General features: G+C 37.9%; 19 protein-coding genes. All 19 read left to right on the forward strand.

Annotated elements, in window-relative coordinates:
* Positions 1–405: 405 nt before the first annotated feature.
* The 19 genes from pckA (at position 406) to nuoL (ending at position 18527) form a co-directional block, all read left to right on the forward strand.
* Positions 406–2001 carry a phosphoenolpyruvate carboxykinase (ATP) gene (pckA, locus tag EZ456_RS20015; RefSeq protein ID WP_131533222.1) on the forward strand — a complete coding sequence of 532 codons (1596 nt, stop codon included), beginning with the start codon at positions 406–408 and terminating at the stop codon, positions 1999–2001.
* A 297-nt stretch (positions 2002–2298) separates the two neighbouring features.
* Positions 2299–3129 carry a MotA/TolQ/ExbB proton channel family protein gene (locus EZ456_RS20020; protein WP_131533224.1) on the forward strand — a complete coding sequence of 277 codons (831 nt, stop codon included), beginning with the start codon at positions 2299–2301 and terminating at the stop codon, positions 3127–3129.
* Positions 3130–3203: 74 nt separating this feature from the next.
* Entirely contained in the window at positions 3204–3818 is a 615-nt protein-coding gene (locus EZ456_RS20025; RefSeq protein ID WP_131533225.1) for a biopolymer transporter ExbD, read from the forward strand.
* Positions 3819–3821: 3 nt separating this feature from the next.
* Positions 3822–4328 (forward strand): ExbD/TolR family protein, encoded by a 507-nt coding sequence (locus tag EZ456_RS20030; RefSeq protein ID WP_131533227.1) that lies wholly within the window; start codon positions 3822–3824, stop codon positions 4326–4328.
* A gap of 18 nt (positions 4329–4346) precedes the next feature.
* The gene (locus tag EZ456_RS20035; RefSeq protein WP_131533229.1) at positions 4347–5165 is read left to right on the forward strand and encodes an energy transducer TonB; all 819 of its coding nucleotides are present in this window, start codon (positions 4347–4349) and stop codon (positions 5163–5165) included.
* A 237-nt stretch (positions 5166–5402) separates the two neighbouring features.
* The gene (locus tag EZ456_RS20045; RefSeq protein WP_131533233.1) at positions 5403–6305 is read left to right on the forward strand and encodes a PstS family phosphate ABC transporter substrate-binding protein; all 903 of its coding nucleotides are present in this window, start codon (positions 5403–5405) and stop codon (positions 6303–6305) included.
* Positions 6306–6378: 73 nt separating this feature from the next.
* Positions 6379–8091 carry a tetratricopeptide repeat protein gene (locus EZ456_RS20050; RefSeq protein WP_131533235.1) on the forward strand — a complete coding sequence of 571 codons (1713 nt, stop codon included), beginning with the start codon at positions 6379–6381 and terminating at the stop codon, positions 8089–8091.
* A gap of 82 nt (positions 8092–8173) precedes the next feature.
* The gene (locus tag EZ456_RS20055; protein ID WP_057931428.1) at positions 8174–8545 is read left to right on the forward strand and encodes an NADH-quinone oxidoreductase subunit A; all 372 of its coding nucleotides are present in this window, start codon (positions 8174–8176) and stop codon (positions 8543–8545) included.
* Between the two features lie 214 nt (positions 8546–8759).
* Positions 8760–9302 carry an NADH-quinone oxidoreductase subunit B gene (locus tag EZ456_RS20060; RefSeq protein WP_131533237.1) on the forward strand — a complete coding sequence of 181 codons (543 nt, stop codon included), beginning with the start codon at positions 8760–8762 and terminating at the stop codon, positions 9300–9302.
* Positions 9302–9802, forward strand: a complete 501-nt coding sequence (locus tag EZ456_RS20065) for an NADH-quinone oxidoreductase subunit C (protein WP_131533239.1) — start codon at positions 9302–9304, stop codon at positions 9800–9802. The genes EZ456_RS20060 and EZ456_RS20065 overlap by 1 nt, the downstream gene beginning before the upstream one ends.
* A gap of 3 nt (positions 9803–9805) precedes the next feature.
* Positions 9806–11020 carry an NADH-quinone oxidoreductase subunit D gene (locus tag EZ456_RS20070; protein WP_131533240.1) on the forward strand — a complete coding sequence of 405 codons (1215 nt, stop codon included), beginning with the start codon at positions 9806–9808 and terminating at the stop codon, positions 11018–11020.
* Positions 11013–11528 (forward strand): NADH-quinone oxidoreductase subunit NuoE family protein, encoded by a 516-nt coding sequence (locus tag EZ456_RS20075; RefSeq protein ID WP_131533242.1) that lies wholly within the window; start codon positions 11013–11015, stop codon positions 11526–11528. Before EZ456_RS20070 ends, EZ456_RS20075 begins: the two co-directional genes overlap by 8 nt.
* A 72-nt stretch (positions 11529–11600) precedes the next feature.
* Positions 11601–12968 (forward strand): NADH-quinone oxidoreductase subunit NuoF, encoded by a 1368-nt coding sequence (gene nuoF, locus EZ456_RS20080; RefSeq protein ID WP_131533244.1) that lies wholly within the window; start codon positions 11601–11603, stop codon positions 12966–12968.
* 146 nt (positions 12969–13114) lie between these two features.
* Positions 13115–14125, forward strand: a complete 1011-nt coding sequence (locus EZ456_RS20085; protein WP_029274750.1) for a 2Fe-2S iron-sulfur cluster-binding protein — start codon at positions 13115–13117, stop codon at positions 14123–14125.
* Positions 14125–15162: an NADH-quinone oxidoreductase subunit NuoH gene (gene nuoH / locus EZ456_RS20090; RefSeq protein WP_029274749.1), complete on the forward strand. Its 1038-nt coding sequence runs from the start codon at positions 14125–14127 to the stop codon at positions 15160–15162. The genes EZ456_RS20085 and nuoH overlap by 1 nt, the downstream gene beginning before the upstream one ends.
* Positions 15163–15164: 2 nt before the next feature.
* On the forward strand, positions 15165–15668 hold the full coding sequence (locus EZ456_RS20095; protein WP_025146332.1) for a NuoI/complex I 23 kDa subunit family protein: 504 nt from the start codon (positions 15165–15167) through the stop codon (positions 15666–15668).
* A 111-nt stretch (positions 15669–15779) separates the two neighbouring features.
* Entirely contained in the window at positions 15780–16283 is a 504-nt protein-coding gene (locus EZ456_RS20100) for an NADH-quinone oxidoreductase subunit J family protein (protein ID WP_131533246.1), read from the forward strand.
* Positions 16283–16612, forward strand: coding sequence for an NADH-quinone oxidoreductase subunit NuoK (gene nuoK / locus EZ456_RS20105; protein ID WP_131533248.1), 330 nt, complete (start codon positions 16283–16285; stop codon positions 16610–16612). Before EZ456_RS20100 ends, nuoK begins: the two co-directional genes overlap by 1 nt.
* Before the next feature lie 19 nt (positions 16613–16631).
* Complete coding sequence (nuoL, locus tag EZ456_RS20110) at positions 16632–18527, forward strand: NADH-quinone oxidoreductase subunit L (protein WP_131533347.1); 1896 nt, start codon at positions 16632–16634, stop codon at positions 18525–18527.
* Positions 18528–18547 lie beyond the last annotated feature (20 nt).

Here is an 18547-nt window from a genome sequence, read left to right on the forward strand (position 1 = left end):
AATAAAACATATACTTTAGATAGCATACAGGCAAAATGTGGCATCCTAAATCCCAATTACATAGAAGATATCCAGGTTTTAAAGGGGGTAGGGGCAACAGCAGTGTATGGGTTAAGAGGGGCTGCGGGAGTTATCATTATAACACTCAGAAAACGATATGCCAAAGTAGAATTTAAACGGCTAAAACCTTATCTCACAAAAATATAAGCATACTAAAACCATTTATCAGATTTTACTTAGTGTAATTTTTGAGTTTTTTTATCCTTGTAAAATCAAGTGTAAATAGCTGTAAATAAAATGTTTACATAATAGTGTATTTGCTACAATATGTAAAAAATTACGCTTCAAAACTAGTTTTTGTGGAAGATAAGTATTTACCTTTGCTGTACTAACTAACTTATTGTTATGAGCAAAAAGAAACTGCAAACGCCAGATTTAAGCTATTTAAATCTAGGTGGAAACATTGCTGTAAAGTACCAATTATCTCCAACGGAATTAATTGATGATGCCTTATTAAATAAAGAAGGTACACTGGCCACTTCAGGAGCGCTGGCGGTTGATACCGGAAAGTTTACCGGACGTTCTCCAAAAGACCGTTTTATTGTATGCGACGAAGTAACCGAAGATCAGGTTTGGTGGGGCGATGTAAACATTAAAATTTCTCCGGAGAAATTCGATCAGCTGTTTTATAAGCTCACGAATTACCTTGGAGATAAGAAAATCTATGTCCGCGATTCTTCTGCCTGTGCCAATCCGGATTACGATATATCCATTAGGGTAATTACAGAAACTGCCTATCAGAATCTTTTTGCTCATCATTTGTTTATCCGCCCGGAAGAGGATCGTTTGGGTATCACGCCAGAGTGGACCATCATTGCTGCGCCAGGTTTCCTGGCCGATCCGGCTATTGATGGAACCAGACAGGAAAATTTCTCCATCATCAATTTTACCAGGAAAATGATCTTGATTGGAGGAACTGGTTATACCGGTGAAATTAAAAAGGGAATTTTTTCAGTTTTAAACTTTATCCTGCCAGTATATAAGAATACGCTTTCTATGCACTGCTCGGCCAATGTGGGTAAAAATGGCGATACTGCTATATTCTTCGGCTTATCAGGAACAGGAAAAACAACCTTGTCTGCCGATCCAGAAAGAGGATTAATAGGCGATGATGAACATGGCTGGGGCAAAGATTCGGTATTTAACTTCGAAGGCGGTTGTTATGCAAAATGTGTAGATTTAACCGAAGAGAAAGAGCCTCAGATCTTTAAAGCGATCAAATTTGGTTCATTGCTTGAGAATATTAATTTTTTTCCAGGTACGAAGGAGGTTGATTATACCAATATTGCCAAAACGGAAAATACCCGTGTGGCCTATCCAATAGATTATATTGACAATGCCATTTTACCATCAATAGCTGCTGTTCCGAAAAATATCTTTTTCTTAACTGCAGATGCGTTTGGGGTATTGCCTCCAATTTCAAAATTAAATGTAGAACAGGCCATGTTTCACTTTATGAGTGGCTATACAGCCAAGGTTGCAGGAACAGAAACAGGAGTAACAGAGCCCCAATTAACATTTTCTGCTTGCTTTGGTAAGGCCTTTTTACCACTGCATCCATCTAAATATGCTGCATTATTAGGTGAGAAGATGGAAAAACACCAGGTAAACGTATGGTTAGTAAATACGGGTTGGAGTGGTGGCGCTTACGGCGTAGGTAAAAGGATGAAATTAAGTTATACCAGAGCGATGATTACTGCAGCATTAAATGGAGATTTAGATCATAATAAATATAAGCAACACCACGTATTTAAATTGATGATGCCATTAAGTTGTCCGGGGGTACCGAACGAAATTTTAGACCCCTCTAAAACATGGAGCAATCAGGAAGAATACTTTTTGAAAGCCTACGAACTGTCTAACGCCTTTGCCGAGAATTTCAAGCAATTTGAACTGACAAAAGTACCAAAAAGCAGACACGAAGCGTTAAAATTATGTTAAATGCACTTTAAAATGCATTTTTTGAGCGAAAAATTTGCAATTCGATTTTTTTTTAGTTTTTATTGTGAAAGAATTGCCTCGGCTGGGGCAATTTTTTTGTTATACACCCTTGGTGATTAACCGAAACAAAATTCTAAGTAACGATTTAATTGCTTATTGATTTATTAATTTGTAATTTAAAATCAATTTATAAATTTGTTTTTCGCAACAATTTCGGATATGAAACGTTGAGTGTAGTACAAAAGAAAAAACAGCTAAAAATTAAAAACAAGAACTAAAACTAAAATTTCAAAAAAAATGGCAAACGCACCAAAACCAACAACTGTTAAAAAAGAGAGCTCTTCAAGTGCATCTAACATTTTCGCAACATTGGTAATTCCTATTTGTATTATTGTCGGTTTCATTATCTGGAAATTCGTATTAGGAGATCCTTCAAACTTTATCGACAACAATTCTGAAAATCTACCTTTGCCAAATAACTACCCTGGTACAGCTTACAAAGGTGGTCCAATCGTAGCAATATTAATTGGATTATTATTAACTACCATCGTATTCTCTATCGAACGTTTTATTGTAATTGGTAAAGCAAGTGGAAAATCTAGCTTAGATAGTTTCATTCGCAAAGTGCAAGCTTTATTAAGCGCAGGTAACATTGAGGCTGCAAAAGCTGAGTGTGATAAACAACAAGGTTCAGTTGCTAACGTAATTAAATCTGGTTTGAAAAAATACAGCGAAGTTGAAGCAGATACTAATATGGATGTTGAGCAATCAATCGTTGCCATCCAAAAAGAGGTAGAAGAAGCTACAGCTTTAGAAATGCCAATGTTAGAGCAAAACTTAACCATTATTGCTACATTGGTATCAATTGGTACTTTGATTGGTTTATTGGGTACAGTAACAGGTATGATCCGTGCATTCGCCGGTTTAGCAAACTCTGGTGCTCCAGATCAGTCAGCATTAGCGGTAGGTATCTCTGAGGCCTTGATTAATACGATGACAGGTATTGCGGTTTCAACATTAGCAATTATCATGTACAATGTTTTAACTTCTAAAATTGATAAATTAACGTATGCTATTGATGAGGCTGGTTTCAGCATCGTTCAAACTTACGCTAGTTCGCATAAATAATTTTTTGAAAATATTTTTACCGGCTTTATGGAAAACCGGAAAAAAGATCATCATTATTAAAAAATTAAAATATTATGCCTAGAATTAAAGTTAAAAGAACCAGTACTGTAACAGATATGACCGCCATGTGCGACGTAGCTGCACTGTTACTAACGTTCTTCATATTAACTGCTACGGCAAGACAACCAGAACCTCTAGCCGTCTCTACTCCCTCATCTACATATGAGTTTAAAGTACCGGCAGAAAACAATGCAATTTTAACCATTGGTCAAGGTCAGGTTTTCTTTGAAGTGGCAGGCACAAAAGTTAGGGCTAAAACCTTAGAGTTAATGGGAGAACAATACAAAATGACCTTTACGCCTGAGGAGATTAAAAGATTCTCATCGATTGGTAGTTTTGGTGTTCCTGTTGCAAGCCTAAAATCGTTTATCAAAATGGATGGTGCTGAGCGTATGAAACCAGGTGTACAAAGAGGTATTCCTACTGATTCTACCGATAATCAGCTTAACTCATGGGTTTTAAGTGCTCGTAAAGCAACTAAAGAAATAAATAATCAGGATATGCGCGTTAGTATCAAAGGTGATGCTAAAGAAGAATATCCAGTTGTGAAAAAGATTATTGATGTGCTTCAGAAGCAAAGTGTAAACAAATTTTTATTGGTTACTAACGCTGAAGCTAAAAAGAAATAAGAAATGGCAGAATTAAATACAGGCGGGAAGAAAGCCACACCAAGGGTTGATATGACTCCAATGGTGGATCTAATGTTTCTTTTGGTAACATTCTTTATCTTAACTACATCAATATCTACACCACAGGCGATGGATATTGCAAAACCAGATAAAAACGATAAGTTACCTGAAAACAGACTAGAACTGAAAGCAAGTAAAACCATGACCATCTTATTGGGTAAAAAAGATAAGGTAGCTTGGTACATGGGCGTTGCAGGTGAAACTGCTCCAAATATCGAATCTGTATCACAAGTTGGAGAATCTATTGTTAAAAATAGAAAAACAGCTGATGCATCGGGTGTTGCTGGAGACTTTGTTGTGTTGGTAAAACCAACCTCAGGATCTACTTTCCAGAACTTTGTTGATATGATGGACGAATTGGAAATTCTTAAGGTTAAGGTTCGTCAGATTGATGATGATAATATCCTTGATAACGAGAAGCAGGCCATGAAGGAACAAGGAATTTTATAATCAATAAAACCAATAGTTATGTCGAAGTTAGATATATTCAGAAAAGAATGGCTTGAAGTGGTTTTTGCGGATAAAAACAAAAACTACGGTGCATACCAATTGCGTAAAACCAATGGTGCGAACACCACAAGAGCATTAATTATTGGCTCTGTAGTATTTCTAGTGTTATTTTTCTCACCTAAAATCTATAGCCTAATTAGTGGCTCAATGGAGCAAGAAGATGAGCAATTAAAAGCACAAGAAGTAATTTTAGCGCCACCACCACCAGTAGATCCTAAAACACCACCTCCACCACCGGTAGAGCCACCGCCACCGAAAATTGACCAGGTGAAAATGCCACCTCCAATTGTAAAACCTGATATTGAGGTTCGTGATGAACCACCTACGGTTGAAAAGTTGAAGGAAGCAGATCCAGGTCAGAGAGATATTAAAGGTGACCCAACAGCTGATATTGTTATCGCTGAGCCAGTAGGCGAAGGACCAAAAAGAGAAGCTGCTGTTGCGGTTGATGATAATAAAGTTTACGACTTTGTTAGTATCGAAAAACAACCAGAATTCCCTGGAGGTATCGCTAAGTTTTATGGATACTTAAGTAAAGCAATACAGTACCCACCAATGGCACAAGAAAACAACGTTCAAGGTAAAGTATTTTTATCTTTCGTTGTGGAGAAAGATGGTAAATTAACTGACATCACTGTTACCCGTGGTTTGGGTAGCGGAACTGACCAAGAAGCCATCCGTGTATTGAAAGCTAGTCCACGTTGGAACCCAGGTATCCAAAATGGTAAGCCGGTAAGGGTAAAATACAACATCAACGTTAACTTTACATTGAACTAATAGTAGATGTTAAATTTTGATATCTTTAAGCAAAAATCGCCTAAACAGCGGTTTTTGCTCATTTTAGGCCTTATCATGTTTGTCTTTTATGTGGTATTGGGGCTTGCATTTATCTTTTGGGAGCCAATAGCTTTACGTTTAAGCGCTATTCCGCTATGGGGTAGAATCGCGATTGGAATACTCTTAATCATTTATGCTTTTGTAAGACTATTAAGCCTAAGCAGGCGAAACTAATCAATGAGAAATTTCCTTTTTATATTCTTAATTTTGGCGCTTGTAGCCTGTAAGCGTAAAAACAAAACTGAAGCAGTTAAAGAAACCCGTACGAGCGGTACGCTTAAAATGCTTGTTGATGAAAGCGTTGGCCCTATTGTGCAAGATCAGATTGATATATTCAGCCTGGACTATCCACAGGCAAAATTCGAAACCACAGTAAAGCCAGCCGAAAAACTTCTACCAGCTTTTTTGAATGATAGCGTGAGGGTAATTGTGTTGCCAAGGTTACTAAGCAAGGCCGAAGAAAAATACTATAACCAGCGAAGTATAAAAATAAACACCTCACGTTTTGCTGTAGACGGTATTGCTTTAATTACAAATCAGGGCAATATCGACAGTACAATTAACGTTAAAGAGGTGATTGATATATTACAGGGGAAGAAATCAGATAAAAAATTGGTCTTTGATAACGCTTATTCAAGTACCTTTCAATATTTTAAAGAATTGGCCCATATCAGCCAATTTCCAGCTTCAGGTGTTTACTCTAAAAATTCTAGCAAAGAAGTAATTAAACTTATTGCAGAAGATAAAAATTTTATTGGTATTTTGGGCGTGAATTGGATCACGGGCAAAGATACATCGATGAGTGAATACCTTTCTCAGATTAAAGTGCTGGGCGTAAAGAATTTAAAAGGCAAGGTAGGAGATGATCAGTTCTATAAACCAACTCAAGACAACTTAATCAACGGTGTTTATCCTTTCCTAAGAAATATAAATATTATAGATTGCGAAGGTAGAGGTGGTTTAGGCACAGGATTTGCAATATGGTTAAGAAGTCAGAGAGGGCAATTGATTGTACTTAAATCTGGACTTGGCCCACATAAATTAATGCCAAGACAAATTAACCTGACAAAAGGAAATTAAAAATTATAAATTGAACCACGAAGTAAATCTAAAGAGACACTTCATTTTTATTAAATAAAAAACAGAATATCCGATGAAAATTTTAAAGAAAGCAATAACCTTAAATGTAGGTTTGGTGTTGATGGGTTCTGCAGTTTTTGCTCAAGATTTAAATGACGCGAAAAAAGCCATCGACGCGGAGCAGTATCAGAAAGCATCATCAATGCTTAAATCATTGGTGAGCTCAAAAGCATCAGATGGTAATAACTATTACAATCTTGGTTTGGTTTATTTGAAAACCGGTTATATCGACTCAGCTAGAGCCGTATTTACCAAAGGTATTACCGCTGATCCGAAAAACAACTTAAACTTAATCGGTTTAGGTGAAGCAGATATGTTATCTAACAACCCAACTTCTGCTAAAACTAACTTTGACAAGGCTGTAGCTTTGGCTGCGAAAGATTACAAAACTTATTTGTATATCGGTAAAGCCTATTTAGCACAGGATAAACCTAGTGAAGATGTGTCTAAGCCTGATTTCACTAATGCTTTGGCTAACATTACTAAAGCAGATGAGTTAGATTCTAAAGATAAAGATGCAGAAGTTTTCTTGGCACAAGGTGATGCGTATGCTTTACAAAAGAAAAACTCTGAGGCGTTAGGTCCATACATGCGTGTTGGTGATGTTGATCCAAACAACAGAAGAGCTAAAACGCAGATTGGTAAAATGTACAAAGAGTCTAGGGCTTTTCCTGAAGGTGAAAAAGAATTACAAGATGTAATTGCAGCTGATGCAAACTATGGTCCTGCTTACCGCGAGTTAGGTGAGTTATACTTACAATGGAGTAGCTTTGGTGTTGACAAAGAAAAAGCGGCTAAAGGAATTGAGAATTATAAAAAATACATGGATTTAACTGATAAATCTTTGGAATCTCAATTACGTTATGCTCAATTTTTGTTTTATGCTAAAGATTTTAAAACCTTAGAGCAAGTAGCTACTTCATTGCAGGTTCCTGCAAATGATCCTAAAGGAATTGTTGTTTCAAGATTAAAAGGATGGGCTGCTTATGAGAACAAAAATTATCCTCAAGCCCTAACTTATATGACTGAATTCTTTGCTAAAGAAAAGGATAAGTCTAAAATTTTAGGTAACGATTACCTTTATCTAGGTAAATCTCAATTACAAGCTGGTCAAGATAGTTTAGCGGTAATAAATATTATTGAAGCTGCTAAAATCGATTCTACAAATGCAGATGCATTGGCTGAAGCGGGCCTATCGTTAATGAAAGCAAAGAAATATGGTAAGTCTGCTGAAATTTTTCAAATGGCTATTAAGTATAATCCAAATGGAAAGGGTTCATTAACAAATTATTATTACCTAGGTCAAACTAGATTCTACGAAGCTTATATTGCTCAAAAAGAGAAAAAGCCATTTAATGCAGCTGCTTTAGTTGCAGCTGATTCAGCTCTGAGCCACTTAAATAAAGTTTCACCAGAATTTGCACTTGGTTATTTCGTAAGAGGAAGAATTGCAAATTTAGTAGATGACAAAACTACTCCAAAGGGAACAGCAGTACCTTACTTTGAGAAGTATGTTAGCTTGGTAAAACCTGAAGAAGTAGCGGCAAATAAAACTAACTTGTCAGAATCTTATAACAATATTGGAGCTTGGTATTCAGATAAGGATAAAGCTAAGGCTATTGATGCTTTCACTAAAAGTTTAGCATTAGATCCAGCTGATACTTATGCTGCAGCAAGATTGAAAGAATTACAATCACCTGCACCTGCAAAAGGTAAAGGCAAATAGTTCGAAAGTTAAATAATTTAGAAAAGGCAGAGTTTGGTTACTCTGCCTTTTTCTTTTACTTTTGCATCACAAAATAAAAATTATGCAAGCGCAAAGTTCCTCTATAGATTTTTTACCAATTATATTTCAAGTAATTGTTGCTTTAGGTTTTGTGGTAACCACATTGGTTGCTACCCACTTTTTAGGTCCAAAACGTAAAACAAGTGATAAGTTAGAAACTTTTGAAGCAGGTATTAAATCAGTAGGTAATGCACGTCAGCCTTTCTCTATCAAATATTTCGTAGTAGCCATCTTGTTTGTACTGTTCGATGTAGAGGTTATCTTTATGTATCCTTGGGCGGTTAATTTCCGTACATTAAGGATGGATGGAATGATCGAAATGTTTATTTTCATGGGTACATTATTATTAGGTTTCATCTACGTAATCAAGAAAAAAGTTTTAGACTGGAACTAGTCTGTCTGTAGTTTCCGGTTAGCAGTTATGAAATTGTAACCTGTAAACTGCAAATTGTCGACTGCAAGCTGAATGTGTATCACTTACACTAACTCATAGTGCTTTTAGTTATTTAGAAAGGTTCTAAATCGAGTAAAGCTAGTTTGTTTGCCTTTAAAATATTGTAAATTTGTTGCTCATTCTGCAAAGGGATGAGCATTTTTTGTTTATAAACATGAGTGAAATTAATATAGTTGATGCGCCCCCAGGAATAGAAGGATCTGGCTTTTTTGCCACTTCTATTGATAAAGTGATTGGTTTGGCACGCTCAAATTCATTATGGCCATTACCTTTCGCAACTTCTTGTTGTGGAATTGAGTTTATGGCAACCATGGGTTCTCACTACGATTTAGGTCGTTTCGGTGCCGAACGCCTAAGCTTTTCTCCCCGCCAGGCTGATGTTTTAATGGTTATGGGTACCATCGCTAAAAAGATGGCCCCGGTATTAAAACAGGTTTATATCCAAATGGCAGAGCCGCGTTGGGTTATGGCGGTTGGTGCCTGTGCAAGTAGTGGTGGTATTTTCGATACTTATTCTGTATTGCAAGGTATTGATGAGGTTATCCCTGTTGATGTTTATGTTCCGGGTTGCCCACCAAGACCTGAAGCCATTTTAGATGGTTTTCAGCGTATTCAGGATTTAGTGAAAAACGAATCGGGCAGAAGAAGAAATTCTGATTATTACAAAGAACTTTTAGGTCAATACGGCATTAAATAATGGAAGAAACGACGCTAAATAATAATATTCTGGCAAAACTTAGCGATAAGTTTGGCGAAAAGGTAACCGGAGTTTCTGAGCCCTATGGTTTATTAACTTTTGTAACCACCAAAGATGTTATCATCAATGTATTATCGTTCCTTAAAAACGATTTAAGTTTTAATTTCTTAACCGATATTACAGCGGTTCATTATCCTGGTAAAGATCATGGTATTGCAGTGGTTTACCATTTGCACAACATGGTGGAGAAAGTTAGGATTAGGATTAAGGTTTTCATTTCAGAACAAAATCCAACTATTCCTACAGCAACAACCGTTTGGAAAGGTGCCAACTGGATGGAGCGCGAAACTTACGATCTGTTTGGGGTTAAATTTGAAGGTCACCCAGATTTGCGTCGTATTTTAAATATGGACGATTTAGGTGTTCACCCGATGCTGAAACAATATCCATTGGAAGATCCGAACAGAGTAGATAAAAAAGACGAATTTTTTGGAAGGTAAACTATGAATCATAACCATCCGGTATTTACAGATAACGACCCGCAAAGTGAGCTGGTAACCCTAAACTTAGGCCCAACTCACCCTGCAACACACGGCGTTTTTCAAAACGTTTTGCAATTAGATGGCGAACGTATTGTAAGCGGCGTTTCTACTATTGGGTACATCCACCGTGCTTTCGAAAAGATTGCCGAGCATCGCCCATTCTATCAAATTACACCACTTACCGACCGTTTAAACTACTGCTCGTCGCCTATCAATAATATGGGCTGGCACATGACGGTTGAGAAGTTGTTAAATATTCAGATGCCAAAGCGTGTAGATTATCTTCGGGTAATCATTATGGAGCTTTCGCGTATTGCCGATCACATTATCTGTAACACGATTATTGCTCAGGATACTGGAGCAACCACTACTTTTTTATACTTATTCCAATTCCGTGAGCATATTTACGAAATCTTTGAAGAAGTTTGTGGCGCACGGTTAACAACAAATATTGGCCGTATTGGTGGTTTCGAAAGAGATTTCAATGATATCGCCTTTGCTAAAATCGATAAGTTTTTAAAAGAATTTCCTAAAGCATTAAAAGAATTCGAAAATCTGTTAACACGTAACCGTATTTTTATTGATAGAACCGCTGGTGTTGCAGAAGTAACTAAAGAAGCTGCTTTAGAATACAGCTGGACAGGCCCACTTTTACGTGCTACCGGTGTAGATTATGATGTTCGTGTAAGCGATCCTTATTCTTCCTATCAGGATTTCGACTTTGAAGTACCAGTGGGTACAAGCGGCGATATTTACGACAGATATTTAGTACGTAACGAGGAGATGTGGCAAAGTGTCGGTATTATTGAACAAGCACTTGTGAAGTTAAAAACAGAGCCAAAAGGTATTTTCCATGCCGATGTTCCTGAATTTTACCTTCCTCCAAAACAAGAAGTTTACAACAATATGGAAGCATTAATCTATCACTTCAAAATTGTGATGGGTGAGATTGATGCACCAAAAGCAGAAGTTTATCATGCTGTAGAAGGCGGAAATGGTGAATTAGGATTCTATCTGATTAACGATGGAGGCCGCACGCCATACCGTTTACACTTCCGCAGACCGAGTTTTGTAAACTACCAGATGTTTGCACCAATGAGCGAGGGCATGTTATTGTCTGATGCCATTATCAACATGAGTAGTATGAATATTATTGCAGGAGAATTAGATGCTTAAAGTAGAAGAACAAACACCTGTAGTGTTTTCATCAGAATTGCTGGCCAAATTTGATGATGTAAAAAGCCGTTATCCGGCAGATAAGAGCAAATCAGCTTTGTTGCCATTATTACATTTGGTACAGGCAGAATACCTTTGGGTGAGTACATCAGCGATGGATAAGGTTGCTGAATATTTAAATATCCAACCGATTGAAGTTTACGAGGTAGCAACATTTTACAGCATGTACTTCTTAAAGCCACAAGGCAAATATGCTTTGGAGGTTTGTCGTACCGGTCCATGCTGTTTAGTTGGAGCCGAAAAAATATTAAGCCACTTGGAAAACAAGTTAGGTGTTAAAGAAGGTGAAGTTACTGCCGATGGTTTATTTAGCTTTAGAGGAGTTGAATGTTTAGCTGCCTGTGGTTTCGGTCCGGTATTACAGATTAGTCCGGAGTATACTTTCTATGAAAACCTTACTGAGGCAAGTGTAGATAAATTGATTGAAGATTTAAAGAATAAGATTTGAGAAACTAGATTTGAGATATGAGATCAGGCACTTGTCTAACATCTCATATCTCACATCTCATATCTATAAATAATGAGCCGTAAATTATTACTTGAGCATATAAACGTACCGGGCATCAATACACTTGAAGTCTATCGCCAAAAAGGCGGGTATCGTGCTGTGGAAAAAGCCCTTAAAACTTTAACACCTGAAGAGATTGTTGAAGAAGTTAAGAAATCGGGCTTACGCGGTCGCGGAGGTGCGGGTTTCCCAACCGGGATGAAATGGAGCTTTTTGGCTAAACCAGAAGGTGTTGCACGTTATTTGGTGTGTAATGCTGATGAATCAGAACCAGGAACTTTTAAAGACCGTTATTTAATGACCTATATTCCCCATGCTTTAATTGAGGGAATGATTGTATCGAGTTTCGCATTAGGTGCTAAGGTTTCTTACATCTACGTTCGTGGCGAAATGATGCCCCAGATTCGCATTTTAGAAAAAGCAATTGCTGAAGCTAAAGCTGCCGGATGGTTGGGTAAAAATATTTTAGGAACAGGTTACGATTTAGAATTATATGTTCAGCCAGGTGGTGGAGCTTACATTTGTGGTGAAGAAACTGCTTTGTTAGAATCATTAGAAGGCAAAAGAGGTAATCCACGTATTAAACCACCTTTTCCGGCAATTGCAGGTTTGTATGGTTGCCCAACAGTGGTTAACAATGTTGAATCGATTGCTGCAGTTGTACCAATTATCAACGATGGTGGCGATGAATATGCAAAAATTGGTATCGGTAGAAGTACAGGTACAAAATTAATATCGGCATCAGGTAATTTAGTAAAACCTGGTGTTTACGAAATCGAATTGGGTTTACCAGTAGAAGAATTTATCTATTCTGACGAATATTGTGGTGGTATTGCCAACGGTAAAAGATTAAAAGCAACGGTAGCAGGTGGATCATCTGTGCCTATTTTACCAGCTAATTTAACCTTGAAATATGCTAACGGCGAGCCTCGTTTAATGAGTTACGAATCGTTATCAGAAGGTGGATTTGCTACAGGAACAATGATGGGATCCGGTGGCTTTATCGCTTTTGATGAAGATCAGTGTATCGTTAGAAATACCTGGAATTTCGCACGTTTTTATCACCACGAAAGCTGTGGACAATGTTCACCTTGCCGTGAAGGTACCGGATGGATGGAAAAAGTACTGCATAAAATCGAACACGGCCATGGTAAAATGGAAGATGTTGATTTATTGTGGGACATTCAACGCAAAATTGAAGGAAATACAATCTGTCCGCTGGGTGATGCAGCAGCCTGGCCAGTAGCCAGTGCGATCCGTCACTTCAGAGATGAATTTGAATGGCACATTAAAGAACCTGTTAAAAGCCAGAGCCACAATTATGGTATTGCAAATTATGCTACACCGATTGAGAAAGCTCCGGTGACGGAAGAGAAATAATTTTGCCTCGGTTCGTGTCCTCACGAAACGAAAGCAAAAATAAATACAATTGGTTCGTGGAGACACGAACCATGGCGTGAGTAAAAGATTGCTTCGTGCCTCGCAATGACGTTAGGAGTATAAAAAATAAAAGAATATCATTAACCATGAGTGAAAAAGTTAAGGTTACGATAGATGGGATAACAGTAGAGGTTGATAACGGAACAACCATTCTGAATGCTGCAAGGCAAATCGGAGGGGATATTGTTCCGCCAGCAATGTGCTATTATTCTAAACTACAAGGCAGTGGTGGCAAATGCCGTACCTGTATTGTAAAAGTGACTAAAGGTTCGGAGAAAGATCCTCGCCCCATGCCTAAGTTGGTGGCTTCTTGCCGTACAACTGTAATGGATGGGATGGAAGTGCTTAACATTACTTCACCAGAAGTTTTGGAAGCTCGTGCAGGTGTTGTAGAGATTTTATTGATTAACCACCCTTTAGATTGCCCTGTTTGTGATCAGGCTGGAGAGTGCGATTTGCAGAATTTGGGCTACGAGCATGGTTTGCAAAAAACACGTTATGAGTTTGAACGCCGTACTTTCGAACGTATCGATATAGGTGATAAGATTCAGTTGCACATGAACCGTTGTATTTTGTGCTACCGTTGTGTTTTCACTGCCGATCAGATTACAAACAAACGTGTTCATGGTATTTTAAACCGTGGCGATCACTCCGAAATTTCTACTTACATTACCCAGGCTGTTGATAACGATTTTTCAGGAAACGTAATTGATGTTTGTCCTGTTGGGGCTTTAACCGATAAAACTTTCCGTTTTAAAAATCGTGTTTGGTTTACCAAACCAGTTGATGCACACCGAGATTGTGATCACGAAAAGTGCAATGGTAAAGTAACACTTTGGTATAAAGGAGCAGATGTTTTACGTGTTACAGCACGTAAAGATCAGTTTGGAGAAGTAGAAGAATTTATTTGCAATACTTGCCGCTTCGATAAAAAAGCAACTGCTGATTGGGTAATTGAACATCCAACGCATATTGATGATACTTCGGTAATTGCATCTAACCACTACGAAACATTGAAACCTTTGCATGTTATTCAGCCAAATGAGGCATTACAAGCTGCAAATGAAATTGAATTACATAAAACAGTTAAATACTAATGGATAGCGCTTTTGTTATAGAAAAATTTATCCTGGTAGCTGTAATTTTCGGCATCAGTTTAGTTATTGCCATGTATTCTACTTATGCAGAACGTAAAGTTGCTGCATATTTACAAGATCGTTTAGGTCCGGATAGAGCTGGCCCTTTTGGTATTTTGCAGCCTTTAGCCGATGGTTTAAAAATGTTTATGAAAGAGGAAATTATTCCTACATCATCAAACAGATTTTTGTTTATCGCTGGCCCTGGTTTGGCTTTGCTTTGTGCCTGTATTGGTACTGCAGTTATTCCATGGGGTAGCCCTGTTTTAATTGCGGGCAAAACTATTCCACTTCAGGTTTCAGATATCAACGTTGGTGTTTTATACATTTTTGGGGTAGTATCTTTAGGTGTTTATGGTGTAATGATCGGTGGTTGGGCTTCAAACAACAAATACTCTTTGTTAAGTGCTATCCGTGCGGCTTCGCAGAACATCAGTTATGAAATCGCGATGGGATTATCAATTATCGCTTTGCTTTTAATGACCAATACTTTAAGCTTAAAGGAAATCGTTGATCAGCAACATGGATGGAGATGGAATGTATTATATCAACCACTTGGATTTTTAATCTTTATGGTTTGTTCATTTGCCGAAACAAATCGCGCACCTTTCGATTTACCGGAATGCGAAACGGAGCTAATTGGTGGTTACCATACCGAATATTCGTCGATGAAATTAGGTTTTTACCTATTTGCTGAATATATCAATATGTTTGTATCATCTGCGGTAATGGCGGCCTTATATTGGGGCGGTTATAATTACCCCGGCATGGATTCGATGGCGGTATGGTTAGGGCCAACTTGGGCACCACTTTTTGGTACAGCAGTTTTCTTCGGTAAAATATGTGCTTTCATCTTTTTCTTCATGTGGGTACGTTGGACAATCCCTCGTTTCCGTTACGATCAATTAATGAATTTGGGTTGGAAAGGTTTGATACCTTTGGCAATTGCCAATATTATAATAACAGGTGTTGTGATTGCAATTATTGAGAAGTTTTAATTATGGAATCATTAAGTAATAAGAAAAAAGTACTGGAACAAAAGCCATTGAGCTTTATGGAGCGGATGTACCTACCGGCAATTGCCAAGGGTATGGGCATCACCATCAGTCACTTATTTAAGAAAGAGGCTACGATAAGATATCCTGAAGTAGAACGCGAATTTTCTACCAACTTTAGGGGGATGCACTCGCTAAAACGCGATGAGAATGGCAAAGAGCGTTGTACTGCCTGTGGTTTATGCGCTTTATCTTGCCCAGCTGAAGCCATTACCATGATTGCTGCAGAGCGCAAACCAGAAGAGAAAGATTTATACCGTGAAGAAAAATATGCAGCAACTTACGAAATCAATATGTTGCGCTGTATTTTCTGTGGATTATGTGAAGAGGCTTGCCCAAAAGAAGCAATTTACTTAGATGGACCAATTGTACCTGCTGATTATTTACGTAAAGATTTCATTTACGGGAAAGACAAGTTGGTCGAAGCGCCATTGGAAATGAAAAAATAATTAGATCAGTCCGTCATTATAAGGAACGAAGCAATCCTAATGCGATAGACGTAAAACTAATAAGATTGCTTCGTGCCTCGCAATGACGAGGAGTATAAAAACAACAAATTAATGAGTACACAAGTATTCTATTTCGTAGCCACATTAAGTATCATCTTTTCGCTGATGGTGATTTTTGCAAAAAATCCAATCCACAGTGTATTGTACTTAATTCTTACTTTTTTTACCTTCACCGTTCACTATGTGTTATTAAACGCACAGTTTTTAGCGGTGGTAAACTTTATCGTTTACATGGGAGCCATAATGGTATTGTTCCTTTTTGTACTGATGCTGCTTAACCTGAACAAAGAAACCGAACCGAGTAAATCGCCACTGATCAAAATCGTTGGTGTAATTGCTGGCGGTTGTTTGGTTGTAACCTTAATCGGTTCTTTAAAATCAGCAAGTATTAGCAGTCCGTTGATTTTGAAAAATCCAGGATTAGGATTGGTAGAAAATCTAGGTAAGGAGCTTTTTGGCCCATTCTTATTACCATTCGAATTGTCATCTCTATTACTATTGGCAGCAATGGTTGGAGCCGTTTTATTATCTAAAAGAGATGAGATAGAAGCATAATGGAAAATTTATTCACACAAGCAGCAGGCGTTCCGCTAAATCATTACATCTATTTAAGTGCCATTATTTTTTCTATTGGCGTAATAGGTGTACTTACCCGCAGAAATGCCATCGTAATTTTTATGTCGGTTGAGCTGATGCTTAATGCAGTTAACTTACTTTTAACAGCATTTTCGGTTCATAACAATGACCCAGCAGGGCAGGTTTTCGTATTCTTCATTATGGCTTTGGCAGCTGCAGAGGTTGCAGTAGGCCTAGCGATTATCGTAATGGTTTACAGAAATACGAAATCAGTAGATATTAATGTTTTAAATCGCCTTAAGTGGTAAATATATAATAAGAATGACAATAGAACAATTGATTTGGTTGGTTCCGTTACTTCCTTTTTTAGGGTTTGTAATTAATGGACTAGGCAGAAACTCTTTATCTAAAGGACTTGTTGGTATCATCGGAAGTGGAGTGATCTTAGCCTCCTTTATCATCAGCGTAGTTATTTTCTTTAGTTTACAAGGCGATACACAAAAATCTCACGAAGTATTTTTATTCGATTGGATCAGCGCGGGTGCATTACACATTCCATTATCTTTCCTGGTTGATCCTTTAAGTTCGATCATGCTTTTGATCATCACCGGAATCGGTTTCCTGATCCATTTGTATTCTACCAGCTACATGCACGATGATGCTGGATTCGGTAAATTTTTTGCTTACCTGAATCTGTTTATATTCTTCATGCTTTTATTGGTATTGGGCTCAAACTACATCGTCATGTTTATCGGTTGGGAGGGCGTAGGTTTATGCTCTTACCTGTTAATCGGTTTCTGGTATACCAACAGTACTTATGCATCAGCAGCTAAAAAGGCATTTGTAATGAACCGAATCGGCGATTTAGGCTTTTTGTTAGGTGTATTCTTAATCTTCAACTTTTTTGGAAGTGTTGAATTTTCTAAAATCTTCCCACAAGCAGCCAATATGTTGCCGGGCAATGATACGCTGGTTTTAATTACCATCTTGTTGTTTATTGGTGCCTGCGGTAAATCGGCACAGTTGCCATTATTTACCTGGTTACCAGATGCGATGGCTGGACCAACGCCGGTTTCGGCTTTAATCCACGCAGCAACAATGGTAACTGCTGGTATTTACATGATTGCCCGTTCGAGTGTATTGTTCGATCTGGCCCCACTTACACAGCACATTATTGCTATTGTTGGAGCGGCTACAGCTTTAACTGCAGCAATTATTGCTTTAACACAGACTGATATTAAAAAGGTATTGGCTTATTCAACCGTATCTCAATTGGGGTATATGTTTTTAGGCTTGGGCGTTGGCGCCTATACAGGTTCATTCTTCCATGTATTAACCCACGCATTCTTTAAAGCATTATTATTCTTAGGTGCAGGTTCGGTTATTCATGCCATGCACCATGAACAAGATATGCGTCACATGGGGGGATTAAGAGGAAAACTTAAAACTACTTTTGCCACCATGCTGATCGGTACCATTGCTATTGCAGGTTTACCACCGTTCTCTGGTTTCTTCTCGAAGGACGAAATTTTGGCCCATGCTTTCCAATATAGTCCAGTTCTTTGGGGTATAGGTGTATTAACGGCATTCCTAACTGCATTTTATATGTTCAGGATGATGTTCCTTACTTTCTCTGGAAAATATCGCGGTACTCATCATGCAGAAAGCCACATCCACGAATCTCCAACAGCGATGACTTTACCACTAATCATTTTGGCTATTCTTGCTGCAATTGGTGGAGCAATCAACTGGCCTCACATTTTTGGTGGAAATGAGTGGTTGGCACATTGGTTAGCGGGAGCAGGTGTTGCACAACACGAATTAGATTTAAGTCATACTACAGAATATACTTTAATGGGTGTTTCGGTAGCCGCTGCTATAATTGCGCTATTGTATGCATACACACGATATATAAAAGGTGCACACGTTCCTGTTGCTGATGAGGCACCACGTTCTGCATTGGTAAAATTATCGTACAATAAATTCTATTTCGATGAGATCTACGATTTCATCATTACTAAGCCATTAGATGCACTTTCGAAATTCTTTTACAGAATCATCGATAACAAGTTGATCGATGGAATTGTGAACGGACTGGGGTGGAGCACAAACGAGGCCAGTAAGGGCATCCGTTTGTTACAAAGTGGAAACGTAGGTTTCTATATATTTATGATGGTATTCGGTATCGTCGCATTGCTATTATATACATTTTTATACATATAAAAAGGGTTCAAAATTAAATA

This window comes from Pedobacter psychrodurus (genome assembly GCF_004331735.1).
GTDB classification, from domain to species: Bacteria; Bacteroidota; Bacteroidia; order Sphingobacteriales; family Sphingobacteriaceae; genus Pedobacter; species Pedobacter psychrodurus.